Source organism: Streptomyces sp. cg40, from assembly GCF_050320165.1.
In the GTDB taxonomy this organism is placed as follows: Bacteria; Actinomycetota; Actinomycetes; order Streptomycetales; family Streptomycetaceae; genus Streptomyces; species Streptomyces hokutonensis.
In genome coordinates this window covers 6,195,830-6,220,429 of the sequence record NZ_CP190128.1, presented here as the reverse complement: position 1 = coordinate 6,220,429, position 24,600 = coordinate 6,195,830, and the positions used below count along the sequence as shown (strand labels likewise).

Annotated in this window: 23 protein-coding genes and 1 pseudogene; 9 read left to right on the top strand and 15 right to left on the bottom strand. The window is 69.8% G+C overall.

Going from position 1 to position 24,600, the window contains the following annotated elements; translation table 11 throughout:
• Positions 1 to 7 precede the first annotated feature (7 nt).
• Positions 8 to 685 carry a hypothetical protein gene (locus ACQHII_RS27885; RefSeq protein ID WP_427921875.1) on the bottom strand — a complete coding sequence of 226 codons (678 nt, stop codon included), beginning with the start codon at positions 683 to 685 and terminating at the stop codon, positions 8 to 10.
• A gap of 2 nt (positions 686 to 687) precedes the next feature.
• Positions 688 to 1,170, bottom strand: a complete 483-nt coding sequence (locus ACQHII_RS27880) for a sigma-70 family RNA polymerase sigma factor (protein ID WP_200717457.1) — start codon at positions 1,168 to 1,170, stop codon at positions 688 to 690.
• A 963-nt stretch (positions 1,171 to 2,133) separates the two neighbouring features.
• On the opposite strand from ACQHII_RS27880, the gene ACQHII_RS27875 reads away from it, so the two are divergent.
• Positions 2,134 to 3,063, top strand: a complete 930-nt coding sequence (locus ACQHII_RS27875; RefSeq protein ID WP_427921874.1) for a transglutaminase-like domain-containing protein — start codon at positions 2,134 to 2,136, stop codon at positions 3,061 to 3,063.
• Here the strand turns inward: ACQHII_RS27875 and ACQHII_RS27870 are convergent.
• Positions 3,060 to 4,319 (bottom strand): PucR family transcriptional regulator, encoded by a 1,260-nt coding sequence (locus ACQHII_RS27870; protein ID WP_427921873.1) that lies wholly within the window; start codon positions 4,317 to 4,319, stop codon positions 3,060 to 3,062. The two genes, ACQHII_RS27875 and ACQHII_RS27870, sit on opposite strands and share 4 nt — an antisense overlap.
• Positions 4,320 to 4,419: 100 nt before the next feature.
• On the opposite strand from ACQHII_RS27870, the gene ACQHII_RS27865 reads away from it, so the two are divergent.
• From ACQHII_RS27865 to ACQHII_RS27850, 4 genes are all read left to right on the top strand, one after another.
• Positions 4,420 to 4,878, top strand: a complete 459-nt coding sequence (locus ACQHII_RS27865) for a nucleoside deaminase (RefSeq protein ID WP_427921872.1) — start codon at positions 4,420 to 4,422, stop codon at positions 4,876 to 4,878.
• Entirely contained in the window at positions 4,871 to 5,836 is a 966-nt protein-coding gene (locus ACQHII_RS27860) for an isopenicillin N synthase family dioxygenase (RefSeq protein ID WP_427921871.1), read from the top strand. The genes ACQHII_RS27865 and ACQHII_RS27860 overlap by 8 nt, the downstream gene beginning before the upstream one ends.
• Positions 5,837 to 5,976: 140 nt before the next feature.
• On the top strand, positions 5,977 to 8,118 hold the full coding sequence (locus ACQHII_RS27855) for a hypothetical protein (RefSeq protein WP_427921870.1): 2,142 nt from the start codon (positions 5,977 to 5,979) through the stop codon (positions 8,116 to 8,118).
• Positions 8,115 to 9,656 (top strand): hypothetical protein, encoded by a 1,542-nt coding sequence (locus ACQHII_RS27850; RefSeq protein WP_427921869.1) that lies wholly within the window; start codon positions 8,115 to 8,117, stop codon positions 9,654 to 9,656. Before ACQHII_RS27855 ends, ACQHII_RS27850 begins: the two co-directional genes overlap by 4 nt.
• An 11-nt stretch (positions 9,657 to 9,667) precedes the next feature.
• Here the strand turns inward: ACQHII_RS27850 and ccsB are convergent, their stop codons facing one another.
• The 7 genes from ccsB to hemL all read right to left on the bottom strand — a co-directional run bounded on the left by ccsB (position 9,668) and on the right by hemL (position 17,455).
• Positions 9,668 to 10,753 carry a c-type cytochrome biogenesis protein CcsB gene (gene ccsB, locus ACQHII_RS27845; RefSeq protein ID WP_427921868.1) on the bottom strand — a complete coding sequence of 362 codons (1,086 nt, stop codon included), beginning with the start codon at positions 10,751 to 10,753 and terminating at the stop codon, positions 9,668 to 9,670.
• Entirely contained in the window at positions 10,753 to 12,489 is a 1,737-nt protein-coding gene (gene resB / locus ACQHII_RS27840; RefSeq protein ID WP_427921867.1) for a cytochrome c biogenesis protein ResB, read from the bottom strand. Before resB ends, ccsB begins: the two co-directional genes overlap by 1 nt.
• Before the next feature lie 3 nt (positions 12,490 to 12,492).
• Positions 12,493 to 13,254, bottom strand: coding sequence for a cytochrome c biogenesis CcdA family protein (locus ACQHII_RS27835; RefSeq protein WP_427921866.1), 762 nt, complete (start codon positions 13,252 to 13,254; stop codon positions 12,493 to 12,495).
• Positions 13,255 to 13,260: 6 nt separating this feature from the next.
• Positions 13,261 to 13,863, bottom strand: a complete 603-nt coding sequence (locus tag ACQHII_RS27830; RefSeq protein WP_427921865.1) for a TlpA family protein disulfide reductase — start codon at positions 13,861 to 13,863, stop codon at positions 13,261 to 13,263.
• 89 nt (positions 13,864 to 13,952) lie between these two features.
• Positions 13,953 to 15,245 (bottom strand): hypothetical protein, encoded by a 1,293-nt coding sequence (locus tag ACQHII_RS27825; protein ID WP_427921864.1) that lies wholly within the window; start codon positions 15,243 to 15,245, stop codon positions 13,953 to 13,955.
• A 147-nt stretch (positions 15,246 to 15,392) separates the two neighbouring features.
• Positions 15,393 to 16,082, bottom strand: a complete 690-nt coding sequence (locus tag ACQHII_RS27820) for a histidine phosphatase family protein (protein ID WP_427921863.1) — start codon at positions 16,080 to 16,082, stop codon at positions 15,393 to 15,395.
• On the bottom strand, positions 16,079 to 17,455 hold the full coding sequence (gene hemL, locus ACQHII_RS27815; RefSeq protein WP_427921862.1) for a glutamate-1-semialdehyde 2,1-aminomutase: 1,377 nt from the start codon (positions 17,453 to 17,455) through the stop codon (positions 16,079 to 16,081). Before hemL ends, ACQHII_RS27820 begins: the two co-directional genes overlap by 4 nt.
• A 283-nt stretch (positions 17,456 to 17,738) precedes the next feature.
• Between hemL and ACQHII_RS27810 the strand changes: the two genes are divergently transcribed.
• Complete coding sequence (locus ACQHII_RS27810) at positions 17,739 to 18,419, top strand: hypothetical protein (protein ID WP_427921861.1); 681 nt, start codon at positions 17,739 to 17,741, stop codon at positions 18,417 to 18,419.
• Positions 18,420 to 18,488: 69 nt separating this feature from the next.
• Here the strand turns inward: ACQHII_RS27810 and ACQHII_RS27805 are convergent, their stop codons facing one another.
• From ACQHII_RS27805 to ACQHII_RS27795, 3 genes are read right to left on the bottom strand one after another with little or no spacing between them, the layout of a single operon-like run.
• Positions 18,489 to 19,313, bottom strand: a complete 825-nt coding sequence (locus tag ACQHII_RS27805) for a WbqC family protein (RefSeq protein WP_427921860.1) — start codon at positions 19,311 to 19,313, stop codon at positions 18,489 to 18,491.
• The gene (locus ACQHII_RS27800) at positions 19,255 to 19,944 is read right to left on the bottom strand and encodes a YdcF family protein (RefSeq protein WP_427921859.1); all 690 of its coding nucleotides are present in this window, start codon (positions 19,942 to 19,944) and stop codon (positions 19,255 to 19,257) included. Before ACQHII_RS27800 ends, ACQHII_RS27805 begins: the two co-directional genes overlap by 59 nt.
• The gene (locus tag ACQHII_RS27795; RefSeq protein ID WP_427921858.1) at positions 19,941 to 20,984 is read right to left on the bottom strand and encodes a helix-turn-helix domain-containing protein; all 1,044 of its coding nucleotides are present in this window, start codon (positions 20,982 to 20,984) and stop codon (positions 19,941 to 19,943) included. The genes ACQHII_RS27800 and ACQHII_RS27795 overlap by 4 nt, the downstream gene beginning before the upstream one ends.
• A 119-nt stretch (positions 20,985 to 21,103) precedes the next feature.
• Between ACQHII_RS27795 and ACQHII_RS27790 the strand changes: the two genes are divergently transcribed.
• From ACQHII_RS27790 to ACQHII_RS27780, 3 genes and pseudogenes are all read left to right on the top strand, one after another.
• The gene (locus tag ACQHII_RS27790; RefSeq protein ID WP_427921857.1) at positions 21,104 to 21,520 is read left to right on the top strand and encodes a hypothetical protein; all 417 of its coding nucleotides are present in this window, start codon (positions 21,104 to 21,106) and stop codon (positions 21,518 to 21,520) included.
• The gene (locus tag ACQHII_RS27785; protein WP_427921856.1) at positions 21,517 to 21,948 is read left to right on the top strand and encodes a hypothetical protein; all 432 of its coding nucleotides are present in this window, start codon (positions 21,517 to 21,519) and stop codon (positions 21,946 to 21,948) included. The genes ACQHII_RS27790 and ACQHII_RS27785 overlap by 4 nt, the downstream gene beginning before the upstream one ends.
• Positions 21,949 to 22,015: 67 nt before the next feature.
• Positions 22,016 to 22,566 (top strand): annotated as a pseudogene (locus ACQHII_RS27780) (hypothetical protein); the annotation flags it as partial.
• A 182-nt stretch (positions 22,567 to 22,748) separates the two neighbouring features.
• On the opposite strand, the gene ACQHII_RS27775 reads toward ACQHII_RS27780, so the two are convergent.
• Both ACQHII_RS27775 and ACQHII_RS27770 read right to left on the bottom strand, forming a co-directional pair.
• The gene (locus tag ACQHII_RS27775) at positions 22,749 to 23,906 is read right to left on the bottom strand and encodes a hypothetical protein (protein ID WP_427921855.1); all 1,158 of its coding nucleotides are present in this window, start codon (positions 23,904 to 23,906) and stop codon (positions 22,749 to 22,751) included.
• 137 nt (positions 23,907 to 24,043) lie between these two features.
• Positions 24,044 to 24,598 carry a hypothetical protein gene (locus ACQHII_RS27770; protein ID WP_427921854.1) on the bottom strand — a complete coding sequence of 185 codons (555 nt, stop codon included), beginning with the start codon at positions 24,596 to 24,598 and terminating at the stop codon, positions 24,044 to 24,046.
• Positions 24,599 to 24,600 lie beyond the last annotated feature (2 nt).

The following is a 24,600-nucleotide window of genomic DNA, read 5'->3' as shown; positions in this document are numbered from 1 at the left end:
AACCCGCTCAGCCGAACTTCGGCAGGTCGCTGGAGCAGGTCAACCGACCCGTGTCCGCGGGGACGATGCGCTCGACGGAACCGGGTCGACCGCCGGTGATCTTCAGCTGGGCGGCCGACAGGTAACCGATGAAGAACTGCTTCCCGGTGGGCACGGCGGCGGGATCGAAGTCGAAGACGACCCGGTCGTCAGCCTCCCGATGGGCGGTGCGCACCTTCTCGACACCGGGCCCGGAACCGTGCCGGTCCAGTGTCGCCGGGTCACCGGTCCCCCGGCAGAACTCGCCCACCTTGATGAGCACCGGGAACCCCGCCTCGTGCAGCGCCTTCTCCAGCCCCGCGTGATCGTCGAAGTAGGCCTGCTTGTCCCAACTCACCCTGACGGAACCGTTCTTGAGGCTGTCGACGGCGTAGGCGGCGGTGTGGATGTGCACGGTGCCCGCGCCGGTGGCGAGTTCGTCCGACGGGGGTGCCGTGGACGGGTTGCCGTAGCTGGACACACCCAGCGCCAGCGCGGTCACGGCCGCCGCGCCCACCACGGCGACGACGCGCCGCCTGCTCCGCCGCGCGCGTCCGGCGGCGACGATCCGCTCGACGGGAGTGTCGAGAGTGACGTCGGTGAACGAGGTCCGCAGCGCGTCGAGTACGTCGGTCACGTCGGTTACATCCGTGTCGTGTTCGGTCATGATCAGGCCTCCGGGGTGACGAGATGGCCGCGCAGGGTCGCGACGGCCCGTGACAGGTGGGCGGTGACGGTGCCGGGCGCGATCCCCAGGGCCTTTGCCGTCGCCTCGGTGTCGAGGTCCAGGAAGACCCGGAAGGCGATCACCTCCCGCTGCCGGCGCGGCAGTTGGCGCAGCAGGACGAGCAGCGCGGGGTCGAGGCCGGCCTCGGCGACCGCGGGGGCGGCCCGGTCGTGCCCGGCATCATCGAGGGCCACCTCGCGCCGTCTCCGCCGCCACCACGAGACACGCGCGTTGAACGCCGTACGCACGACCCATGCCCGGGGCGCCGGATGCCGCCCGACTTTCGGCCAGGCCACCCACGCCCGGGTGAACGCCTCGGCCACCAGATCCTCGGCGAGCTGCCGCTCCCCCACGCCGGCAAGCACGGCCCTGAGGCACAGGTCCCGGCTACTGCTGTAGAACTCCGCGAACTCCAGCTCCTTCACACTCCCTATACGCGTCGGGGGTGGGATTCGCTTACCTGGGGATGTCGCGGGTGGCCCGGGGGCGGTGGGGTGAGCGCGTGCTGATACCTGAACGTCGGGCCACTCGCTTCTTTGCCAGTGTCGGGCTTCCGCGGACCGAGTAAAGGGCGCTGCGCTGCGCTCCGCGTCGGCTTCGCCGATGGCCCTGCGGGCCACCCTTGACTAGGTCCGCTCCAGCCCGTCTGAGAAGCGAGCGAGTGGCCGGGAGGAACGGGGGTCCCAGGTACGTCAGCCCGCCAGGTGGGCTGCGACCGCACCCAGCGGAACGGATGCGCGCCCGCGTCTCGCCAGCACGCCACGCCGGCTCAGCGGCCAACCCCGAGCGGGTGGACCCCAGAGACAGATGAAGGCGGGAGGCGGGGGGGCGGGGGGCACCAGGAGGCAAGCAGGTACGGCCTTCTGCATCTCGCGTGTCTGGCCGGGTTGTGATGTGGCTTCACGACCGGGGACCGCCATCGCATTGCCTGCGAAGCCCCGAGAGAGAGGGGGGTGGGGTGGTGGGTCTGAAAAAGTGTGTCACTTTCCGCCCAAAGTGACACACTTTTTCAGACACCCCCCACCCCCCTGCCCCTCCCCCCTCTCCCCCCACCGGTGGTTGGCCGCTAAGCCAGCCCGGCGTGCAGGCGAGACGCGGACGCGCCCGTAACACCGGCCCACAACGCAGCCAACGTAAGCGCTGGCATGCCCCGGCCCCCCACTCCTCCCGGCCACTCGCTCGCTTCTCCAACGGGCTTCCGCGGACCTAGTCAAGGGTGGCCCGCAGGGCCATCGGCGAAGCCGACGCGGAGCGCAGCGCAGCGCCCTTTACTCGGTCCGCGGAAGCCCGACACTGACAAGAAGCGAGTGGCCCCACAGCAACATTCCAAGAAGCGGCATCCCCGAACTCTGGACAATCCGGGGCGAATTTTGACACGGTGCGATGTCATGCCCTTCGACTTCCGCACCTTCTACGCCACCCAGAGCACGTACTCCGACCCGGGCGCCCTCGCCGACCGTTACGCCGATCTCCCAAGCGACCCAGCCCAACTCGCCCGTATCGCCCGCGACTTGATCGTCCACCGTCTGGAAGCCGGCTTCTACGACCACGTCCACCCCACCGACCGCCTGCACAACGACGCCGAGACCCGCTACATCGACGACATCCTCCGCATCCTCGTCGACCGGAACGACACCCCGCTCACTCAAGAACGCGAAGTGGGCGACCGGTTCGTCGGGACCTGCCGGGACTTCTCGCTGCTGCACTGCTCGTTCCTGCGGCACCTGGGCATCCCGGCCCGTATCCGTTCCGGCTTCGCCGACTACTTCGGCGCGGACGACTCCGACCGTTTCCACAGCGATCACGTAGTCACCGAGTACTGGCACGACGACCGCGGCTGGCTCCTCGCCGACTCCCAGCTCACCGACCCCGTCATCGCGGACCACTGGAGCATCGGCTTCGACCCGATGGACGTACCGCGTGACCGTTTCCTCGTCGCGGGCGAGGCCTGGCAGGCCATCCGAGCCGGTGGCGCGGACCCGGCGGCCTTCGGGCTGCATCCGCCGGAGGAGGGACCGTTCTGGGGCGAGCGGTTCGTCGCCGGCAACATCCGTCTCGACCTCGCCGCCCTCAACAAGGTCGAGACCCTGCTCTGGGACGTGTGGAGCGAGGACGAGGGCAAGCCCGGGGAGCCGTTGCCGGAGTCGTCACGCCTCTTCTACGACCGTGTCGCCCCGGTCGTCAGCGGCGAGGTCTCCCTCGACGCCATACGGAAACTGTTCGCCGAGGACGACATCCTGCGCACCCCACCCACGGTGACCTGCTACGCCCCCTTCAACGGCCCCAGCCAAGTCACCCTCCGCCCGAGCAGCGTCTAGGCCACGGTCCGCAGCCCCCGCACCTGTGCCGCCCCCATCCCCCGCACCACCCGATGCGCGCACACCGCCGCCAGCAACTCCCCCAGCAGATCGGGGTCGTCGATCTCCAGGCCGAGCAACGACTCGATGCGTTCCAGGCGTTGGTAGAGCGACTGGCGGCCTATGTGCAGCAGGGCCGCCGTGCGGGTGGGCGAGCAGCCGTGTCGTAGATGGACCTCCAACGTGCGCACCAGGTCGCTGGGATGGGCCGCCTCCCACGCCAGCAGCGGGCCCAGCGCATGCTGCACCAGCCGCGCCAGGCGGTCCCGGTTCGCGTCGACGCCGCCCCGGGTCAGCTCCCGTTCCAGTGCCAGCGCCCGCGCCGAGGTCACCAACGGGCCTTCCGGTGCGGCGGGTTCGGCGGCCGGGACCGTCAGCGCGAGTTCCAGCGTCGTACGGGCCGCCCGCAGGGTGTCGCTCCAGCGCAGCCAGCCGCTGCTCGCCTCGACCACGTGCCCGACCGCGACGGTCAGTCCGGGGTCCGCGGCCGTACGGAAGGCCTCCTGGACCGCGCGGACGGGGTCACCCGCGACGGCGCCCGGCAGCGCGAGCAGCGCGAGTACGTCCCCGGGGAACGCCGCCCGCAGCACGCTCGCCCCGCCCAGCAGCCGTACCGCCCGGTCGACGGAGGAGACCTCGCGCGCGCCGTGGACGGAGACGCCGATGAGGCGGGCACCCGGGCCGGGGTGGAAGCCGGCGAGTGCGGACCGTGCCTCGACCTCCGGCTGGTTCAGCGCGGCCCGGTCGGCGAGGTCGGCCAGCAGGGCGGCGGTGTGGTCGTCGCCCCAGGGTCGTACGACGGAGCGGCCGGACAGGCCGCGGGCGACGATCGCCCGGTTGGCGGCCTCGGTGATCCGTACGAAGGGCACGACCCGGTGCAGAGCCAGCAACGGAAGACCCAGGCGGCGGGCCTCGTCCGTGACCTCCGGCGGCATCGTGGGGAGGGAGCGACCGATCTCCACCGCCAGGCCGGACGCGCCCCGGGCCGCCAGTTCGCGGACGTAGCGGCGGCGGATCTCGGCGGCGGTGTCGGTGAGGCCGAAGCCGTTGGTGAGGAGGAGTTCGCCGCCGTCGAGGAAGTTCGCGCCCTCGTAGACCTCGCTGGAGTGGACCCAGCGCACGGGGCGGTCGAGGGCGGCCTCGCCGGCGAGGAGTTCGGGTTCGGTGGCGCGGACCGGGTCGAGGGCCAGGACCTCGCGGAGGGTGAGTGCGGGCACGGGTACCTCCAGAGGCGCGGACAGTTCGTCCGGGTACGGGTTGCGGGGAGAGTACTTTCCGCACGTTGCCCTCGTGTTTCGGCCACTGGAGAGTGAGCACATGAAGCCTTTGGATCAGGCACAAGCGAGCGTCTGGCTCGGCACCGCCGTCGAGGAGGCCCGCGCCGGGCTCGGCGAGGGCGGCATCCCGATCGGCGCCGCGCTCTACGGCGCCGACGGCACTCTCCTGGGGCGCGGCCACAACCGGCGCGTGCAGGACGGCGACCCCTCGATGCACGCGGAGACGGCCGCCTTCCGGGCGGCGGGGCGGCAGCGGTCGTACCGCGGGACGACCATGGTCACGACCCTCTCGCCCTGCTGGTACTGCTCGGGGCTGGTGCGGCAGTTCGGTATTTCGCGGGTGGTCGTCGGTGAGGCCGTCACCTTCCACGGCGGGCACGGCTGGCTGGCCGAGCACGGTGTGGAGATCGTGCTGCTCGACGACGCCGAGTGCACTCGGCTGATGCGCGACTTCATCAAGGACAACCCCGCACTCTGGAACGAGGACATCGGTGACTGAGCCCCGCATTCCGACCATTGATCTCCGTCCCTGGATCGACGGGGACGACGAGACCCGCAAGGACATCGCCCGTACCGTCGACGGCGCCCTCCAGACGGCCGGGTTCCTGCTCGTCACCGGGCACGGTGTCGATCCGGCGCTGCGGTCCCGGATCCGGGAGGCCGCGCGCGCCTTCTTCGCGCTGCCGGTCGACGTCAAGGAGCCGTACTCCGCGAAGGTCGGCGGGCGCGGGTGGCTCGGGCCCGGCGCCGAGGCCAACGGGTACTCGGAGGGGACCGAGACCCCGCCGGATCTGAAGGAGTCGCTGACCTTCGCGACGCACCGGCCGTTCGAGGACCCGGTGGTCAACGCGGAGTGGTACGCGCCGAACGTGTGGCCGACGGAGATCCCGGGGCTCCAGGAGCTGTGCGAGGAGTACCTCGACCGGATGGGCGAGCTGGAGAAGCAGCTGCTGTCGCTGCTCGGAGTGGCGCTCGGGCTCGAACCCGACTTCTTCTCGCGGCACATGGACCATCCGACGTACGGGTTCAACATCAACTGGTATCCGGGGGTGGAGGTCGTCGGGGAGCCGGAGCCGGGGCAGTTCCGGATCGGGCCGCACACCGACTTCGGGACGGTGACGATCCTCGACCGGCAGGCCGGGAAGGGGGGACTTCAGGTCTTCACCGACGAAGGGGGATGGGAGGACGCGCCGTTCGATCCCGACGCCTTCACCATCAACATCGGTGATCTGATGGCCCGTTGGACCGGGGACCGGTGGCGTTCGGGCCGGCACCGGGTGCTGCCGCCGCCCGCCGACGCGCCCGCCGAGGAGTTGATGTCGCTGGTGTACTTCGGTGAGTGCACCCCGGGCACGCTCGTGGAGTCGGTGCCCGCGCCGGTCGGGCGGGTGGCGTACGAGGCCGTCGACTCGCATGTCTATCTGCGGGAGAAGCTGGACTCGATCACCGTCGAATAGGGCGTCAACCCGACCGCCGTTCCGACATTTTCGTAACCCAACGGACACCACGTGACCTAGTCCGAACCAACTCCCCCTATTTACCCTGGTGTTGATAGACAGGTTCCGGTGTGCAGGGCGACCGCTCAGGGGGAGATGCGGTGGGTAGAGGGCTGCACGGCCGCGGGGCGCTGTTCGAGGCACAGCCGCCCGGTCTCGCCTCGCGCCTGACCGGGCTGCGCCCCTACCAGCTGCTCACCACTCCGTACGAACACCCGGAACCGCCCTTCGTGGTGCTCGCGGGCGCGCGCGGGCTCGGCAAGACCACGGTGCTGGAGGAGTTGCGGACCGCGTACCGCGGGCACACGCCGGTCGCGCTGATCGACTGCGAGGCCGACCGGCTGGCCAAACTGCCGGACGGGCGGCCCGCCGCGACCTGGTCGCCGGTGTGGCAGGCGCTGGCCACGGTCGCGGAGCAGTTGCGGGAGCCGGTGGTGCACGGCGCCGGCGCCATCGACTTCCCGCGTCTGGAGGCCGGGCTGCTCGCGGTGTGCGCCACCGGCTGGGACGCCCGGGACGAGGACAGCGCCCGCGAGGAGGCCCGGCGGATCCTGCTGCTGAGCGATCCGGCCCGGCGCTGGTCGGTGATCGCGCAGGGCTGGGCGACGAAGGTCGCCTCCCGGCTGATCGCCAATGTGTCGGGTACGGGCCCGGTCGGCCAGGCCTTCATCGAGGCGACCCTCGACACCCTCTTCGACCTGGTGTGGACGCCGAACGGGCTGCTGAAGGCGGGCGCCGACTGGTACCGCGACTATCCGGGCGCGAGTGGTGACCCCAAGCGCGGGCTGATCGAGATCGCCCGGGACTTCCGTGCCGACGGCACCTCCCGCACGGACGCCGAACGGTGGCTGCTGCGCGCGCTGCTGGCCGACCTGGGCGACACCTACCGGCGCCGGTGGGAGCGGATGCGCCGGGTCGGGCGGCCGGTCGTCCTCGTCGACAACGTCCAGTCGGGGCCGGGGCCGGGGCTGATGAAGGCCGTACTGAAGGAACGTTCGGACGGTGTCGGCGACCAGGTGGCCTTCTTCGCCGCGCTGCGCGGGGACCGGCATCCCGATCTGCCGGACGCGGTGCGGCATCCGCTGCCGGAGGTGGGGCGGGCGAGCGGCTGGGTGCCGGGGGCTTCGCCGTCCTCGCGGGCGCTGCTGGTGACGCTGCCGCCGCTGACTCCGGAGGAGACCCGGCGGGTCATCGCGGACGTGTGCGCGACCGAGCAGATCCGGGTCGAGGTCCCGCCCCAACTGCCTTACGCCATACACCGGTTGACGGCCGGCAGTCCGTTGGGGGCGGCGCTGCTCGGGGAGGCGGTACGGCAGACCCGGCCGGCCGGGGCCGTGAGTCCCGGGGAGCTGCTGACCGCCGGGCTGAAGCCGGAGGGTGACGTGGCGAGTGATCCGCGGCCCGTGTACCGGGAGTTGCTGGACCGGCTGGTGGCGCCGGGGATCGCGGAGGAGCTGGCGGTGCTGGCCACCGCGCACGACGGGGACTCGGCGCGGGCGCTGGCCCAGGGGCGGCGGCTGCGGGACAGTTTCGGCGCGTCGGGGGTCAACCGGCTGCGCACACAGCTGACTTCGGAGGGGCTGCCGCCGGCGGCTGGCTACTTCGTGGGCGATCCGTTCCTGCGGACGCTGCTCCTGCTGCGGCTGCATCTGGACGACGCGGACCACGGGCGGTGGCGGGCGGTGCACCGTTCGCTGCTCTCGCACTACGAGGGGCTGCCCGGCAGCCCGGACGCCCCGGCCCGCGCCCGCTACCGGCTGCACCACGAACTCGCGCTCGGCGACACGGCGGACGCGGTGGAGTACCTGCGGGACAACTTCCGCCTGATCCCGCCGCGGGCCTGGCTGGAGACCCTGCTGTTCGTGACCGCCGCGCCCTACTACCACGCGCACGATCCGCACGGCCGGGACATCGGCGCGGCCGGCGACCACCGCAAGGCCGTGGCACTCGCGCGTACGGACGCCGAGGAGCGGCTGCCGGAGGGCGTGGACCCGGTTCTGCATCTGACGGTACGGCGGCTGCTGCACGCGGTGTGGCAGGTGACGGATCCGCTGGTGCTGCCGGACGGGGAGGTCGCGGACCGGATGCACTTCGATCTGGAGCAGCTGTCGACCATCTGGCCGGCGGGCAGCGAGCTGCTGTACCGGGCCGCGCAGCGGTGGCCGGAGGACGCGCTGGCGGGGCGTGCGCTGCGGGTGCCCTCGGGGGCGGACGGCGACGACGGAAGCGGGGGGCTGCGGTGAGGCGACGACTGCGCGAGCTGTTCGAGGAGATCCGGACCATCCCGGTCTACCGGTACACGGCGCTGGTGGTGGCGGCCGTCCTGGTCGCCGGTCTGGTCGTGCTGGTCCGCACGGCCCTGCACGAGGACCGGTCCTGCGCGGCCGGGGTGGCTCGTCCCGAGGGCAGCGACGAGTGCGTGGGGGTGTCGACGTCGGCGTTCGACTTCGGTCAGCGCCGGCTCGCCGACACGATCAGGGCGGTGGCCCGCGAGAACAGCCGCCTGAAAGCGGGGACTTATGTCTCCGTCGCGCTCTACGAGCCGTACACCGCGACCGACACCGACACGTTGAACGATGTGCTGCACGAGTTGCAGGGCGCCTATCTCGCGCAGTACGCGGCCAATCACGACGACAACGGCGAGACCCCGTACATCCGGCTGGTGCTCGCCAACCCCGGTGCCACGGGCGCCCATTGGGAGCAGGCGGTGGACCGGATCGTGGCGATGACGAAGTCGGCGGACCGGCTCCGGGCGGTCACCGGGATAGGGACGAGCACCGACAACAACAAGAAGGCCGTGGCGGAGCTGACCCGGCTCGGCGTCCCGGTGGTCGGCTCCTCCATCACCGCCGACGACCTCGCCAACGGGCAGCGGGGCAAGGACCCTTACCCCGGTCTCGCCCGGGTCTCCCCCACCAACACGGACGAGGCCCGCGCGCTGGCCTCCTTCGCCAAGGTGACCGCGGACCGGGCGCTGCTGGTCTACGACAAGCCGGGCGACCCGTACACGAAGACGCTCCAGCAGGCCTTCACCACGCTGCTGAAGGGATCGCCGTACGGTTCCTGGCCGTTCACCCCGCCCGCGGACCGCAGCCAGGAGGGCAGCACGCCCAACACGTTCCGGCAGATCACCGATCTCGTCTGCGACACGGACGCGAAGCTGGACACGGTGTTCTTCGCCGGGCGCCACACCCAACTGCGCCAGTTCATCAACGCGTTGGGCCGCCGCGGCTGCCAGTCACGGAAGTTCACGGTGCTCACCGGCGACGAGGGCTCGTACCTGACCGGCGACAGCCAACTCGACGCCAGTGCCCTCCAGCACGGTGTCTCCGTCCGCTACACCGCGCTCGCCCACCCGGACGCCTGGCTCAAGAACGCCCCGGCGACCGGGGGTTCGGCCCAGGACTCGCAGGAACTCGACAAGTTGCTGGCCGCCTCGAAGGCCGCACCGGTCGGCCCGATCGGCACGGTCGCCCTCGCCGACGGGCAGTCGATCATCGCCTACGACGCGATGCAACTCGCCGTCCACGGCGTCCGCGAGGCCACCCCGGCCCAGCGGAAGATCCCGCCGCTGTCCGACGTCGGCCTCCAATGGCCGCAGGTCAAGGGCTCGTTGCGGGTGAGCGGGGCGAGCGGCTGGATCTGCCTGGACGTCCACGGCAACCCGTACGACAAGGCCGTACCGATCGTCGAACTCACCCCGAAGGGCGCCGCCCGCTTCGTGAAACTCGCCTGGCCGGAGGGCAGGCCCCCGTCGAAGGAGTGCCTGCCTCCGGCCTGAGGGACGCGGTCTCAGACGCCGGCGTAGGAGTGCTTGCCGCCGACGAAGATGTTGACGCCGTAGTAGTTGAAGATCCAGCAGCCGAAGGCGATCAGGGCCAGGTAGGCGGCCTTGCGGCCCTTCCAGCCGGCCGTGGCGCGGGCGTGCAGGTAGCAGGCGTAGGCGACCCAGGTGATGAACGCCCAGGTCTCCTTCGGGTCCCAGCCCCAGTAGCGGCCCCACGCGGACTCGGCCCAGATCGAGCCGGCGATGATCGTGAACGTCCACAGCGGGAAGACGGCCGCGTTGACGCGGTAGGAGAACTTGTCGAGGTTCGCCGAGGCGGGCAGCCGCTCCATCACGGAGGTGGCGAAGGCGCCCGGCTTGCCGCCGGCGGCGAGCTTGCTCTCGTACGAGTCCTTGAAGAGGTAGAGGAGCGTGCCCACCGCGCCCACGTAGAAGACCGCGCCGCAGATGATCGCGGTGGAGACGTGGATGTACAGCCAGTACGAGTGGAGGGCGGGAACCAACTGGTCGCTGGCGGTGTACAAGACAGTGACGGCGATGCCGAGATCGAGGAGGACCGTGGTGACCAGGAACAGGCCGAGCCAGCGCACGTTCTTCTTGAGCAGCAGCAGCGTGAGGTACACGCCGACGGCGACCGTGGAGAAGGTGATGTTGAACTCGTACATGTTGCCCCAGGGCGCCCGCTCCACCGAGGCCGCGCGGGCGAGGACACCGGACAGCTCGACGAGGAACGCGAGCACGGTGAGGGACACGGCGATACGGCCGTAGAGGTCGCCCTGTTCGTCCCCGCCGTGCGCGCCGGGACCGTCCGGCACGTCGCGGGAGCCGGACGCGGCCCGGACGACGACCTTCGGCCGCTCCAGGACGGTGGTGCCGCCGGCGTTCTGCACGGTGACGGCGGGCGCGGCGGCCGCCTTCTTCTCGGCGGCACCGGTCAGCGCGGCGGCCGTACGGCCGATCTTGCTGCGGCTGCCGAAGGTCCACTCGGCGATGTACGCCAGGAAGGCCAGGGTGTAGACGGCCATCGAGGAGTAGATCAGCGTGTTGCTGACGTTGGCCAGGTGCTCGTTGGTGGCGGCGGCGAGATTCATCACTGCTGCTCAGCCCCTTCTGGGGGTACGGGGGGTTCGTCGTCGGTCTTCGTCGGGGCCCGGTCGTGCACGAGTGCCGCCAGGTCGCCGAGTTCCTCGGGGAGTTTCGCGGACTCGCTGCGGCCGAGCCCGGCCATCTCGACGACGGTGGTCCCGTCGTCGCTGGTGGTGGCGCGCACCCAGACGCGGCGGCGCTGGATGAACAGGGAGCCGGCCAGACCGAAGATGGCGGTGAGCGCACCGGCCAGCGCCCAGTCGGTGCCGGGCTGCTGGACGACCTGGAAGCCCGCCCATTCCTTGATCTGCTTGTCGAAGGTGATCGACCCGGCGCCGTTGGGCAGGGTCATCGTCTCGCCGGGCAGCAGCTGTTGCTTGAGGATGTTGCCCTTGGAGTCCTTGAACTGCTTCAGGTTCTTGGTCTCCAGCTGGTACACGTTCTGCGGGATGCCCGCGTTGACGCCCAGGTCGCCGTGGTAGCCGGTGACGTTGAGCACCGGGTAGTCGAGCCCGGGGTACTGGGAGAACATCGTGCCGCTGCTCTTGGCGTACGTCGGCACGAACACGGCGGCGAAGCCGAGCTGTTCGGCGACGCCCTGGGCGTTCTTGTAGCCGTCGAGGACCTTGATGGCGCCCTGCGAGGTGACGTTGGAGTCGATCGGCAGCATCGGCACGGCCTGGTGGAAGACCACGTTGCCCTTGCCGTCCCGGACGGTGACGACGGGGGCGTAGCCGTGGCTGACGAGGTAGACCTTCGAGTCGCCGATCTCCAGCGGCTCGTTGACCTTGATGGTGTGCTTCTTGGACTTGCCGTAGGCGCCGATGCTGTAGGTGATGTCAGCCTGGAAGGTGCGCGGGGTGCCGCGGTTGGGGCCGGTGCGCTCGTAGGTGCCGACGAAGTTCTTCAGGTTGAAGCTGAAGGGGACGAGGTCGTCGTCGCTGAAGAGGTTGCCGGACTTGAAGTCGTCGTACTGGGTGAGGGTGTTGGAGAAGCCGTCGCCCTCGACGATCAGCTTGTCGCCCTCGGACTTGAAGAGCTGGCCCCAGGCGAAGGCGATCAGCATGACGATCAGCGCGAGGTGGAAGAGGAGGTTGCCGGTCTCGCGCAGATAGCCCTTCTCGGCGGCCACGGCGTCCCCGGCGACGTGGGCGCGGAAGCGGCGCTTCCGCAGGGCCGCGAGGGCGACCTCGCGGACCTGCTCCGGTTCGGCGGCGGTGCGCCAGGTGGCGTAGGCGGGAAGGCGGTTGAGGCGTTTGGGGGCGCCCGGCGGGCGGCCGCGGAGCTGGCCGACGAACTGCCAGGTGCGCGGGATGATGCAGCCGATGAGGGAGACGAACAGCAGGATGTAGATCGCGCCGAACCAGGCGGAGCCGTAGACGTGGAAGAGGCCGAGCTTCTGGTAGATCGGGCCGAGCGTCTTGTGCGCGGCCTGGAACTCGGAGACCTTCAGCGCGTCGGTGCCGGACTGCGGGATCAGCGAGCCGGGGACCGCGCCGAGCGACAGCAGGAACAGCAGCATCAGCGCGACCCGCATCGAGGTCAGCTGCCGCCACATCCAGCGCGCCCAGCCGAGCGCCTCGCGGCCGGTCCAGGCGAGCCAGCCGGTCAGGCCGGGCTTCCGGTTGCCGCCGAAGGAGCCGGGCATGGCGGTCTCGACGGGGGCGGTGGAGAGCTGGGAGCCGGCGGCGCCGAGGTCCTGCTCCTCGGCGGCGGACGTGTCGGTGGTCGTCTTGCTCATCGATCAGATCCCTACAGTGAAGCCGTCGGACCAGCTCTGCATGTCCTGCACCAGCGCGTCCCACGCGCCGGTGAGCAGCAGCACGCCGGTCACGATCATCATGGTGCCGCCGACGCGCATCACCCAGACGTAGTGGCGCTTGACCCAGCCGAAGGCACCGAGGGCCTTGCGGAAGGCGACCGCGGTGAGGACGAAGGGGACACCCAGGCCGAGACAGTACGCGACGGTCAGTATGGCGCCGCGACCGGCACTCGACTGGTCCATCGAGAGGGCCTGCACCGACGCGAGGGTCGGTCCGATGCACGGGGTCCAGCCGATCCCGAAGAGCGCGCCGAGCAGCGGAGCTCCTATGAGCCCGGTGGCCGGCCGCTTGTGGAAGCGGAACTCGCGCTGGGTGAGCCAGGGCATCATCCCCATGAAGAACACACCCATGAGGATCATGAGCACGCCGAGGATCTTGCTGAGGACGTCCCTGTTCTCCTGGAGCGTCTGCCCGAAGAAGCCGAACAGGGCCCCGCCGGACACGAACACGACGGTGAAGCCGAGCACGAAGAGAGAGGCGCCCGCGACCATCCGCCCGCGCCGGGCGTCACCGAGGTCGGTGCCGGTGACTCCCGTGACGTAGGAGAGGTAGCCGGGGACGAGCGGCAGGACGCACGGGGAGAAGAAGGAGACGAGTCCGCCGAGGACGGCGATCGGCAGCGCGAGCAGCAGGGCCCCGTGGCTGACCGTGGTGTTGGGCTCGGTAACAGCGGCGAGCAGCACGTCGGCTCACTTCTCCGCGATGACCGGGTCGAGCATCTCGCGCAGCTTGTCCTCGCTGAGTGCCTGGAGTGCGCGCGCCGCGATCTTGCCGTCCCGGTCGATGACGATCGTGGAGGGGATGGCCTGCGGGTTGAGGGTGCCCTTCTTGAACCGGAGCATCAGCTTGCCCGTCGGGTCGTACAGGCTGGGGTAGGGGACGGCGTACTTCTTCTCGAAGGCTACGGCCGGTTCGGTGCTGGTGTCGCGGGTGTTGAGGCCGACGAACTGGACGCCCTTGTCCGCGGTGGCCTTGGCGACCTGGACGAGGTTGTCCGCCTCGGCGCGGCACGGGGAGCACCAGGAGCCCCACACGTTGACGACGAGGACCTTGCCCTTGTAGTCGGCGGTGTCGATCGTCTTGCCGTCGATGGTCTTGCCGGACAGGTCGGGGGCGGCCTGGCGGTCGCCCTTCTTGACGGTCGCGATGCCGTCGGAGCCGGTGATGAAGTTGGTGTTGCCGGAGCCTCCGGAGGTTCCTCCGGAGCTGCACGCGGAAAGCACCAACGCGGCGACGGCAACGCCGGCGGTCGACAGGACGGCGCGGCTACGGGCGCGACTGGCGGCACTCATGTGAAAAGTTTCGCATGCCCGTTCTGGGGATCTTGCGCGCCCCCCTCAAGGGCGCCTCGCGGGCGGAAACCCGCATTTCAGGCGGCGTCTCAGGCAGCGTCGCCGGTGGCCGTGGAAGAAGCGGTCGGGCTCGCGGCCAGGTAGGACTTCCAGCCGCCGGCCGGGGCCTGGCCGACGTCGAGGCCGCGCAGCTTGGCGAGCACCTCGGGCTTCTGCACGTCGATCCAGTCGGTGAACTGCTTGAAGGAGACCATCCGGACGTCGGCGCCCTTCTCCTTCTCCGCGGCGATGTGCTTGAAGGCCTGCTCGACGGCGTCCATGTAGATGCCGCCGTTCCAGTGCTCGAAGTGGTTGCCGATGAAGAAGGGCGCCCGGTTGGTCTCGTACGCGCGCTGGAAGCCGGAGATGTAGGCCTGTGCGGCCTGGGTACGCCAGCCCGGGTAGTTGTAGGCGGGCGCCTTGGTGGTGTTGACCGACTGGTTGGCCAGCATGTTGTAGTCCATCGAGAGGACCTCGAAGCTGTGCCCGGGGAACGGGACGGCCTGGAGGGGGTAGTCCCAGACGCCGTTCTTCTTGTCGGGCCAGACCTGCCGGCCGCCGGGCGAGGAGGCGTCGTAGCGCCAGCCGAGCGAACGGGCGGTGGGCAGCAGCTGGTTCTGGCCCAGGAGGCAGGGCGTGCGGCCGCCGACGAGTTCCTTGTCGTAGTCGAAGGGCAGCGACGGCAGGTCGTGCCAGCCGGTGTTGGTGCGCCACTCCTTGACGAAGGACTTGGCCTGGTCGATCTCGCTGCGCCACTGCTGGGGCGTCCAGTTGGCGACGGTGCCGTAGCCGGAGCAGAAGTGGCCGTTGAAGTGGGTGCCTATCTCGTGGCCCTCCAGCCACGCGCGCCGGACGTTGGTGAGGGTCGCCTTGACGTGTTCGTCGGTGAGGTAGCCGATGTCGGAGGCGCCGCGCGGGTTGTTCGGCGGGTTGTACAGGCGCTTCTTCGACTCGGGCAGCAGGTAGAGGCCGGAGAGGAAGAAGGTCATGCTCGCGCCGTGCTGCTTGGCGAGGTCGAGGAAGCGGGGGAAGAGGCCGTTGCCGACCTCGCCCGCGCCGTCCCAGGAGAAGATCACGAACTGCGGCGGGGTCTGCCCGGCCTCCAGCGGCACGGGCTTCGTGGGCTGCTTGGGCTGGGTGCCGGTGAAGGAGGTGGAGCCGTCACCGATGGGCTTGGCGCGGGGTTCCATGGACTTGGTGGGGCCGCCGGAGTGGCCCTTGCCGGAACCGGCGGAGGGGCTGTCCGATCCCTTCGAACCGAGGGTGCCGCAGCCCGCGAGTCCTACGGCCGCCGCGGCGCCCGCACCGGCTCCGAGTACTCCTCGTCGAGTGAGACTCCGCATTGCTTCCCCATCCGTCGCATCCTCTGTGGTCAACCTGTGAGAGGACGCGACGGACGGGAAAGTTCGCCGGGAACGGTGTGGGTTGCGAAACAAATGTCACAGAGTTGTCCCGGCGGCAGCCCCTGACGAGTGATCAATCGCCGTTTTTCAGGCGCCGAACGCCTTGTCCTTCCCCTTCACCGGCTTCGCGCCCGCGAGGAGATGCGCCGGGACGAGATCACGGGCCGGCTCGGTGTAGCCGACGGACACGATCTTGTCGCCGCGGTAGGTGAAGGTCGTCAGCGACGCGAGTGTGCACTGCCGCTTGCGCGGGTCGTGCCACAGCCGCCGCCGCTCGACGTAGGACCGCACGATCCAGATCGGCAGCTGGTGGCTGACCAGCACGGCCTCGTGCCCGCGCGCCGCGTCCTTGGCGGCGTCGAGCGCCCCCATCATCCGCACCACCTGGTCGACATAGGGCTCGCCCCAGGACGGCTTGAACGGGTTGACCAGGTACTTCCAGTTGTCGGGCTTCTTCAGCGCGCCGTCGCCGACGCCGAAGGTCTTGCCCTGGAAGACGTTGTCGGCCTCGATGAGCCGCCCGTCGGTCGCGAGGTCGAGCCCGTGCGCCTTGGCGATCGGCGTGGCCGTCTCCTGCGCCCGCTCCAGCGGGGAGGCGACGACATGGGTGACATCGCGGGAGGAAAGGTGCTCGGCGACCCGGTCGGCCATCCGCCGCCCGAGCTCGGAGAGGTGGTAGCCGGGCAGCCGCCCGTACAACACCCCTTCGGGGTTGGCGACTTCACCGTGCCGCATCACGTGCACGACGGTGATGTCACTGGTGGCGCTGCTGCTCATCGGGTGGCCTCCGCCGCCGCTCTGGCCGCCGCCGGGAGGGCGTCGGCGATCCGCTGGATGGCCCGTTCGTCGTGGGCCGTGGACACGAACCAGGACTCGAAGGACGAGGGCGGCAGATAGACACCCTGCGCCAGCATCGAGTGGAAGAAGGCGGTGAAGCGGTACGACTCCTGCGCCTTGGCGTCCTCGTAGTTGCGCACGCTGCGGTCGGTGAAGAACACCGAGAACATGTTGGAGGCGTTCTGCAGCCGGTGCGCGACACCCTCCTTGGAGAGCGCCTCGGTGACCAGCGCCTGGATCTGCGCCGATACAGCGTCCACGGTCGCGTAGGCCGCGTCGTCGAGGAGCCGCAGCTGCGCGAGACCGGCGGCGGTGGCGACGGGATTCCCGGAGAGGGTGCCGGCCTGGTACACGGGCCCGGCGGGAGCGAGGTGCCCCATGATGTCCGCACGCCCGCCGAACGCGGCGGCGGGGAACCCGCCACCCATGACCTTCCCGAAGGTCATGAGATCGGGGACGACCCCGTCGATCCCGAACCACCCGGCGCGGCTGGTCCGGAACCCGGTCATGACCTCGTCGGAGATGAAGAGGGCACCGTTCTTCGAGCAGGCGTCCTTGAGCCCCTGGTTGAACCCGGGTCCCGGCGGCACGACACCCATGTTCCCGGGCGAAGCCTCGGTGATGACGCACGCGATCTCACCGGGATGCCGGTGGAAGGCCTCGTTCACGGCTTCGAGATCGTTGTACGGCAGGACGATCGTGTCGCCGGCCTGGGCGCCGGTGACGCCCGGGGTGTCGGGCAGCGCGAAGGTGGCGACTCCGCTGCCCGCAGCGGCGAGCAGGGCATCGACGTGACCGTGGTAACACCCGGCGAACTTGATGACCTTGGGCCGTCCGGTGAACCCGCGGGCGAGCCGGATCGCGGACATGGTCGCCTCGGTACCGCTGCTGACGAGCCGTACCTGCTGCACGGGCCCGACCCGGGCGACGATCTCCTCGGCGAGCGCGACCTCGCCCTCACCCGGGGTCCCGAAGGAGGTCCCGCGCGAGACGGCGTCCTGCACGGCGGCGATGACGTCGGGCTGCGAGTGCCCGAGGATCATCGGCCCCCACGAGCACACGAGGTCGACGTACTCGCGCCCGTCCGCGTCCGTCAGCCAGGGACCGTTGCCGGACACCATGAACCGGGGCGTGCCGCCGACGGCGCGGAAGGCGCGCACCGGGGAGTTCACGCCGCCCGGTGTGACGACCGACGCACGGTCGAAAAGAGCCTGCGAGACGGGTGCTTCGTAGGGATAGGGCGGTGTGCTGGGCAGCACACCTGCCGGTTCGCTTGCCGGTTCGCTTGGCGTTTCGCTTGGCGTTTGGCTCATGACCTGCGACTTCTCCGACTTCTCGGACTCCGGGACCTCAGTTACCTCCTCAGGGTAGGCGGCGGGAGCGCGGGCACGGGCCCCCACCCATCTGCGAGACTGGGAGGTGATACACACAGAGACACACAGCTCATGCGGGCGCCGGTGTACAGGGCTTGCGCAGATCCTGCGGACAGGTGTTTCAGCGCACGTTTCGGCGGGCGGCCGTGGGGGAGGTCACTGACACGATGATCGGGTTGCGCGGCTGGGGCCACGCGTCCTAGAAAAGCAGTCGGGTGGAGATATGCATCGCGGTGGCGGACTGGGCGAGGGGACTGACGATCTGGGTCCTCGGCGTGCCCGGCGGGGGAAGCACCGACGCGACGCGGAGGAGGCCGCCGAGGCGGCACGGCAGAGTGGTCCCGGGTCCGGTGGATCCGCCGGACCCGCCGGACCTGGTGTGGGTTCGGATGAGTCGGATCGCGACGAGCGACGTATCGAACGTCGGATCGATCAGTTGCGGACGGGGAGCAGGAATGGTGGTCGGGTGGGGGTGACGTACAAATACTTCGGCGCGCCCGACGGCGCGACCGCGGCCCGCGTCCCGATCTCGATGCGCCCCGAGGAACTCGGCGGCGACGAGCTCGGGATGAACGGCATGTTCACCAAGATCAAGCCGGAGACGATGGCCGCGATGGTCCTCACCGGCATCGAGGGCGTCCCCCTGAACAAGGTGCCCCCGCTGGAACTGGTAGTCCTCCACCCCGACTACGCCGTCGTCAAACTCCCGATGACGGTCGTCGACCCCCTCCGCGGAATCGGCGAGGAGGCGGTGGGCGCGGCAGCGTTCATCTGGTCGACGGTCCCGGACCGGGGCGGACCTCGGGACGCGTTCAATGTGTACCAACTGCTGCACGAGTGGCAGGACTTCAGCCACAGGTTGCATGAGGCGGGGCATCAGCCTTATTGCCTTGTCTGGCCTTGAGTGGGCTGAGGGTTCGTGGGTGACGGGCGGGGTCTTCGGGCCTCGCCTTTTTCATGCCCCTGGACACAACTACCGGCCGCCCGGAGTGGGAATTCCCGTGAGATGGCCTTCTCGTACCACAGCCAACCTGGTCGCCAGTTCACTCGGGCCGCTCGCGCTCAACGCCCAGAGGCTGCTGACCCGTCGGGCCCACCGCCAGAGCCGGTCGCCTGCATCCACAGGGGTGTGGAAAGGCACAACGGTGACGCCATGGGCGGCGAACGGCTGGTAGTCGAGGTAGCGCAGGCCCCCTGTGCCACACAGGTAGTAGTTGCTGCCGGTGGCCACGGCAAGGTCGGCCAGTCGCTCGGACCGGCCTTGGCGAGTCGGCATGGCGCTGCTTTCCAGCACTTCACCATTCCAGCCGAGAGCGGTGAGCAGGGCGAGGGTCGATGTCCTCGCCAGGTCCGCCACACGGTCGGTGTTCTCAAACCGATCGAGGACCACGTCCAGGACTCCACTCACCGCAGGCCAGTAGCGGCTACGACCGTAGTACTGGCGAATGAGCAGGCTGACTGTTCGCCGAGATCGGCGCGGCTCGACGAGCAACGCCTGGTTGACGAGCGTCGGGCGTCCGATGGGCAGGTGCGTGGGGAGCGTGAGCCACTGCTGCCTGCTCGGGTCGTCGAGAGCCGCGAGCCGGGTGCGCTGCTGGTAGTCCCGGCGAGCGAACTGAACATCGTCGAGGACGATCCACCGGTCGGCGGCGAACAGCTTGGCCAGCGTGGACAGCCGGGGAAACAGGTTCGGCTGGTGGATCGCGCAGACCTCGCCGCTCGCCCCGAGTGGACGTGTGTCAGCTGTTGATGAGTCGGCTGTCGAAGCCGGCGCCCAGGAGGCGCTCGTAAGCGTCATGCACATCCCCCGGTACGTTCTGCTCGACGGCGAAGCCGAGCTTCGGGTACTCGATCACCCGTTGCAGATCCCCGACGAGCATGTCGACGACGAGCTTTTCGTCGCCGATGGACTTGATGTAGTCGTCCAACTCCAGCGGCTCGGAGGCGCAGACCACCTCGGCCTCGGGCCACAGCTTGCGGCAGGTCGCGTACGAGCGGCGTTCCATGTAGGGCTTGGAGATCAGCAGCAGCGACTCCACCTCCACGCCCGTCTCCGCCAGCAGCTCCCGGGAGAAGGTGATGTTCTGGCCGGTGTTCGTCGCCTTCGACTCGACCAGGATCGCCTCGTCCGGCACGCCCAGGCTCAGGGCGTGCTCGCGGTAGTGGACGGCCTCGCCGCGCGGGAAGCGGGCACGGGTGGTGGGGCTGTTGCCGCCGCTGAACACGACGACGGGGAAGAGGCCGGCGCGGTAGAGGTCGGTGGCTGTGGTGGCCACGCCCAGGTCGTGGCTGCCCAAGCCGATCGCCGCCGAGCAGGGGCGCTCCTCATGTCCCATCTGGTGGTAGTTCCAGATCAACGTCGCATCGTGGAACTGCTCGTCGGTGATCTGACGCTGCTGGTGCTCCGGCACTGACGCTCCCTGACTCATCCCTGCTGGCCCTTTCGGATGCCCTCGATGCTGCGCAATTGGTGGCTCAGCCCGAACTGCTGGGCCACCTGTGCCGCCTGGTCGAGGACGGACAGCCCATCATTCCGGGTCGCCGCATCCGACAGAAGGATGTGCCCGTACGCGGTGTCCAACCGCACTCGCTGCATCGGGGAGTCGATCGTGCCGGTGGTTCGCGCGATGTCGATGTAGTGCAGGGCCTGCTTCAGGTCGCCGGCGCCGCGGTGGGCCAAGGCGAGCTTCTGGTGTGCCACGGACCAGTCCTCCGGCTCACCGAGTTCCTCGAACTCGCGGGTGGCAGCAGCCATGACGTTGGTGGCGTACTCGTTGTTGCCCTCCTTGCTCAGAGCCGTGCCGATCCACAACCGGGCCCGGGCTCGGTCCCGTCGGCTGAGCCGCTGGTCGGCGGCGAGTTGCTCATACCATCGAGCGGAGGCTTCGAGCTGACCTGACATCTCCTGCACGACGGCAAGGGACAGCTCGATCTGGGCGACCCGGCGCGGGATCGCGAGCTCGGAGAACATGTCGCGCGCGGTCAGGTAGGACTGTCGGGCAGACAGCGGGCCGAGGATCGCGCCCTGATCTCGTTGCACATCACCGAGCAGGACAAGCGAACGCCCGTACAGATAAAGGCCCTTGTCATCCAGGCCGTGCGCGTCACGGCTCTCCAGCCAGCGGTTCAACAAGGTCGCGGCGAAGGGGAAGTCCTGGCGGCTGACGCAGACTACGGCGCGCTCGATGTCCTCGGTCCAGGTCTCGTAGTCCGCCGGCCGCACGCTCTTCCGCTCCGGGAACAGCACCGCCTCGAACCGGGCATGGGCAGCAGCGTCGGCACGAGCGAGCGCGGTGTCGAGGATCGCCTGGGTATCAGGCCGGGGCTGGGTTTCGGCTCCCAGGCTCTCCCACTTGGCCACCGTACGCAGGGCAACACCGAGGTGTTCGGCGAAGGCCCGCGTGCTCATCCGCAGGGCAGCGCGCAGAGCGCTCGCTTCCCGGCCCGTCCACTGCTGCACGCTGACCACGGATTACCTCCCTCCGTCACGTATGGAAGCACTCTCGGTGACGACGTGGGGCGGGAAGTGCAACGGAAGTACAACAGCAGGTCATTTCAAGGCCGTTCACGCCAGCCGACGCTGTGGACATGGACGACGAACTCATCACGGAACGCCGACGCGTCGCCTTCCCGCAGGTCTTCGGCTACCTGCGCCACGTCACCGGCGGCCTGGTCCGCCATGCGGCGCTCGTCGACTGCCTCACCGATTACTGCCGCCGGCACGAACTGGACCTCTGCGGCGTCTTCACCGACCGCGACGCCACGGTAGCCATCCGCTCCCCCGCCTTCGTCGGGCTGGTCGACGCCCTCGAACTACCCGACGCCTACGGCGCCGTGGTCCCCGCCCTCAGCCACCTCGGCCCCAGGGGCATCGGCACCGAACGCAAGCGGCAGATAGGGCTAACGGGCGGCCGTCTGATCGTGGTCCGCTCCCTCAAGCCGATCACGGAGTCCGCACCTTCCCGCAGCACTAGCCCCAACCTCCAGCCGCAGGGGGACACATGATGTCCGTGCGCGACGCGCTGCGCAGCGCGCCCATGGTCAGCGACGTTCCCGGACTGCGTCTGCTGAAGGTCGGCAACGGCTGGGACCTCGTGCGCACCTCTGCCGAGACCGGCCTCCTGGCCCTGGCCCACCTTCGCGGCACCGGTGCGTCGATCGGCCCGGTGCTCTACGACGGGCCCAACGAGCGCCTCTACTACGCCATCGCAACCGGCACCGCCGACCGCTGGGACGACCTGCCGGTACGGCACCTCTCCACCAACTCCTGGCTCGTCGCGCCCGGCGTGGAGCGGCTCGACGACTGGTTCGGCAGCTGGTGCGAGCTACCGGACGACGACACCCTCACCGACGCCGACGCCCTCCGGACCGCGCTCCAACACCCGTACGTCGCCGCTGCCCAGGAAGAAGCGCGCTCTACCGCCGGTCTCTAGGGCCAGGCACCTCCAGCCGGTCCTGGCAACACCTACTTCAGTCCGACCTGACCGCAAGGGGACATCCGTGACGCCCCGTCTCGTCTCACCCAACACAGTCCTCGCCAACGCCCTTCTCCACCCCGAGGACGTCCTGACCCCACGCATCCTGGCCACGCCATCCGAGCGGATCGTGCTCGTCGTCGGCACGCAGATCAACGGTGCCCCGCACATCGGCACCTCGCTCGTCCAGTCGCTCGCCTTCGCCATGGCGGCTCGCCTGCGCGACCGCTTCGGCGTCCCCACCGAGGTCCTGTTCAGCGCCCTCGACAACGCCCCGTACGAACTGTCCACAGACCCTGCCAGCGGACACCGCTACCAACGCGCCTACGCCCAGGCCCTCGGCAACCAGGCCCTGACCGACCTCGTCGCCGCCCTGTACCAACCCCTGTTCACGACTTCTCCCGGCGCCTGGGCATCCCCCACCGCGTCGAGACCTACACCCAGCAGCAAGCCGGCGAACACTTCCGTAGCACCTGGCTGCGGCTGCTGCCTCGACTCGACGCCGCCCGCTGGTGGCTCGCCCCCTCCACCGGCACCCCACACATCACGCCGAGAAACCCCAGGTCACCGGCCTGCTTCCAACTGCTGGACGAGTGGCAGGACTTCAGCCACCAGCTGCATGAGGCGGGACATCAGCCGTACTGCTTGATGTGGCCGTGAGCTGAAGGTTCGCGGGATGGGGTGGGCGGGGTTTTCGGACCCCGCCTTTTTCGGTGCTGGCTGCGTAGGTGTTCGTCAGGACCCCCAGCCGCACGCCGTCAGGCGGAGGAGTCCTGGCCGTCGATGAGTTGCTGGATCGCGGAGAGGATTTCCCCGACGGCCGTGGGTTCGGCGGCGAGGGTGGTCAGGGAGACGGACGGCCAGCCGTTGTAGCCCTTCGCCGGCAGGGCCTCCAGCTTCTCGGCCAGGCCGGGGAGGGGCGGCAGGGAGGCCGCGAACGCCGCCGCCCGCTCGTGGCCGAGGTGATAGGTGATCGAGCCGAAGGCGAAGGAGAGGTCGTACTTCGTCGGGTCCTCGCGCAGGGAGAGCGTCGCGATCGGCACGTCCCGGCCGGAGACGCGGTAGTAGATCCGCATGCTCCGGTACTTGGCCGTACCGCACTCCAGCCGCCCCTCGGCCGCCGCGTGGTCGAGCAGGGCCGTCGCGGTCCGCCGTACGTCGAGGTCGGAGCGCGACGCGATCGCCGTGTCCATGTCGGCCCGGGTGGTCCGCTGCGTGGTGCGGTGGCCCGAGGGGGACTTCGCCGCGGTGGCGACCTCGCCGTGCACGCGGGGTACGAGGACACGGAGGTCGCCGCCGCCGCGGTACTGGGTCAGCTCGACGGCGTACACGTCGGTCTGCCGCAGCTGCCGGTTCAGGAACTCGACGATCGCCCGCAGTTCCAGCGGAATCCGGTCGGCGACGAACAGCAGCCGCATCTGCCCGGCGGCCAACCGCTCCTCGACCGTCGTCCAGAAATCCTCCCTGGACCGGTCGCCCTGGTCACCGAGGAGTTCCCCGTACGCCTCCTCCAGCGACCTGCCGTCCTTGGCACAGGTGTCCTCGAAGGAGTGCTGCAGCAGGGCGGCCGGCCAGTAACGGGCCGCGTTCGCCGCGTAGTCCAGCATCTGGCCGACGACCTCTCGCCTGATCCGGGTGTCCGTGGCCCGCTTGACCTCCACCAGGGTCGGTACTCCGTCGGCGTCGACGAAGAGGTGGTCCAGCCAGTACGCCGGGGCGCTCTCCGTGCTCGTCGGCACCCCCATCTCGCGGGCCACCAGCACCAGCCGCAGCGAACGGCCGTCGGCCAGCGAGCCGAAGTCCAGCACGCGCGGATGACGCGCGAGCAACTCCTGGAACTCCGCCTCGGTCTCGAACTCGGCCCGCTCCAGGGCCTGTAGTTCCTCGCCCAGGACGAACACCGGCTGATTGGTCATGCGTTCCCACCCCCGTGATCCGACTCTCGCGATCATCGATCGCTTCCACGCCGACAGATTGGTACAGGACGCTACCGACAACGGCGCCGTGCCTGCTGCCTGTTGGCAACCGCCCACCGGAAGGGCGCTGGCATGTGTCAGAAGTAGTCGTCCGGCTCAAGGGAGTTGAGCGCGATCCACCGCTGCGGTGTCGCGGAAGCGGCAGCAGCCGCGTCGGCGCCCTGGGACGCGGCGCGGAAGTAGTCCTGCGCGTCGAGGGCGACCCGTGGATCGTCGTCGACGCGGCGGGCCATCTCGTAGTAGGCGGCCAGCACATGGACGCAGCGGGGAGTGGCGGCCGGGCAGGTGCAGTCGGTGGTGGCGAGGTGTGGTGCGGGGCGGTGGCCGTCGGCGGTCAGGGTGCGGTACAGGTCGTCGGTGAGGGTGGGGCGGGGACCCGACAGGCGGCGGGAGATGGCGGCCACCGCCGCCTGGGGCATCGGCGCGAGTTCGATGTTCGCCGTGAAGGCGGTGCGGCCGTGGTGGACGACGGCTCGTACGGTCCGGCCGTCGGTCGTGATCTCGACCTTGCCAGCGCGGGCGAGTCGGCGCGCACGCGGGAGTTGCGGGTCGGGGCGGGTCTGGCGCAGGGGCTCGGCGAGGCGGACCCAGTCCTTGCCCCATACCGTGTAGCCGAAGTCGCTGTCGGGCATGG

Excerpts from the sequence above, each read along its gene's own strand:
- ACQHII_RS27885 (WP_427921875.1), bottom strand. The coding sequence starts at position 685 with ATGACCGAACACGACACGGATGTAACCGACGTGACCGACGTACTCGAC.
- ACQHII_RS27875 (WP_427921874.1), top strand. The coding sequence starts at position 2,134 with ATGCCCTTCGACTTCCGCACCTTCTACGCCACCCAGAGCACGTACTCC.
- ACQHII_RS27865 (WP_427921872.1), top strand. The coding sequence starts at position 4,420 with ATGAAGCCTTTGGATCAGGCACAAGCGAGCGTCTGGCTCGGCACCGCC.
- ccsB (WP_427921868.1), bottom strand. The coding sequence starts at position 10,753 with ATGAATCTCGCCGCCGCCACCAACGAGCACCTGGCCAACGTCAGCAAC.
- resB (WP_427921867.1), bottom strand. The coding sequence starts at position 12,489 with ATGAGCAAGACGACCACCGACACGTCCGCCGCCGAGGAGCAGGACCTC.
- ACQHII_RS27830 (WP_427921865.1), bottom strand. The coding sequence starts at position 13,863 with ATGAGTGCCGCCAGTCGCGCCCGTAGCCGCGCCGTCCTGTCGACCGCC.
- ACQHII_RS27825 (WP_427921864.1), bottom strand. The coding sequence starts at position 15,245 with ATGCGGAGTCTCACTCGACGAGGAGTACTCGGAGCCGGTGCGGGCGCC.
- ACQHII_RS27820 (WP_427921863.1), bottom strand. The coding sequence starts at position 16,082 with ATGAGCAGCAGCGCCACCAGTGACATCACCGTCGTGCACGTGATGCGG.
- hemL (WP_427921862.1), bottom strand. The coding sequence starts at position 17,455 with ATGAGCCAAACGCCAAGCGAAACGCCAAGCGAACCGGCAAGCGAACCG.
- ACQHII_RS27810 (WP_427921861.1), top strand. The coding sequence starts at position 17,739 with ATGCATCGCGGTGGCGGACTGGGCGAGGGGACTGACGATCTGGGTCCT.
- ACQHII_RS27805 (WP_427921860.1), bottom strand. The coding sequence starts at position 19,313 with ATGACGCTTACGAGCGCCTCCTGGGCGCCGGCTTCGACAGCCGACTCA.
- ACQHII_RS27800 (WP_427921859.1), bottom strand. The coding sequence starts at position 19,944 with ATGAGTCAGGGAGCGTCAGTGCCGGAGCACCAGCAGCGTCAGATCACC.
- ACQHII_RS27790 (WP_427921857.1), top strand. The coding sequence starts at position 21,104 with ATGGACGACGAACTCATCACGGAACGCCGACGCGTCGCCTTCCCGCAG.
- ACQHII_RS27785 (WP_427921856.1), top strand. The coding sequence starts at position 21,517 with ATGATGTCCGTGCGCGACGCGCTGCGCAGCGCGCCCATGGTCAGCGAC.
- ACQHII_RS27775 (WP_427921855.1), bottom strand. The coding sequence starts at position 23,906 with ATGACCAATCAGCCGGTGTTCGTCCTGGGCGAGGAACTACAGGCCCTG.
- ACQHII_RS27770 (WP_427921854.1), bottom strand. The coding sequence starts at position 24,598 with ATGCCCGACAGCGACTTCGGCTACACGGTATGGGGCAAGGACTGGGTC.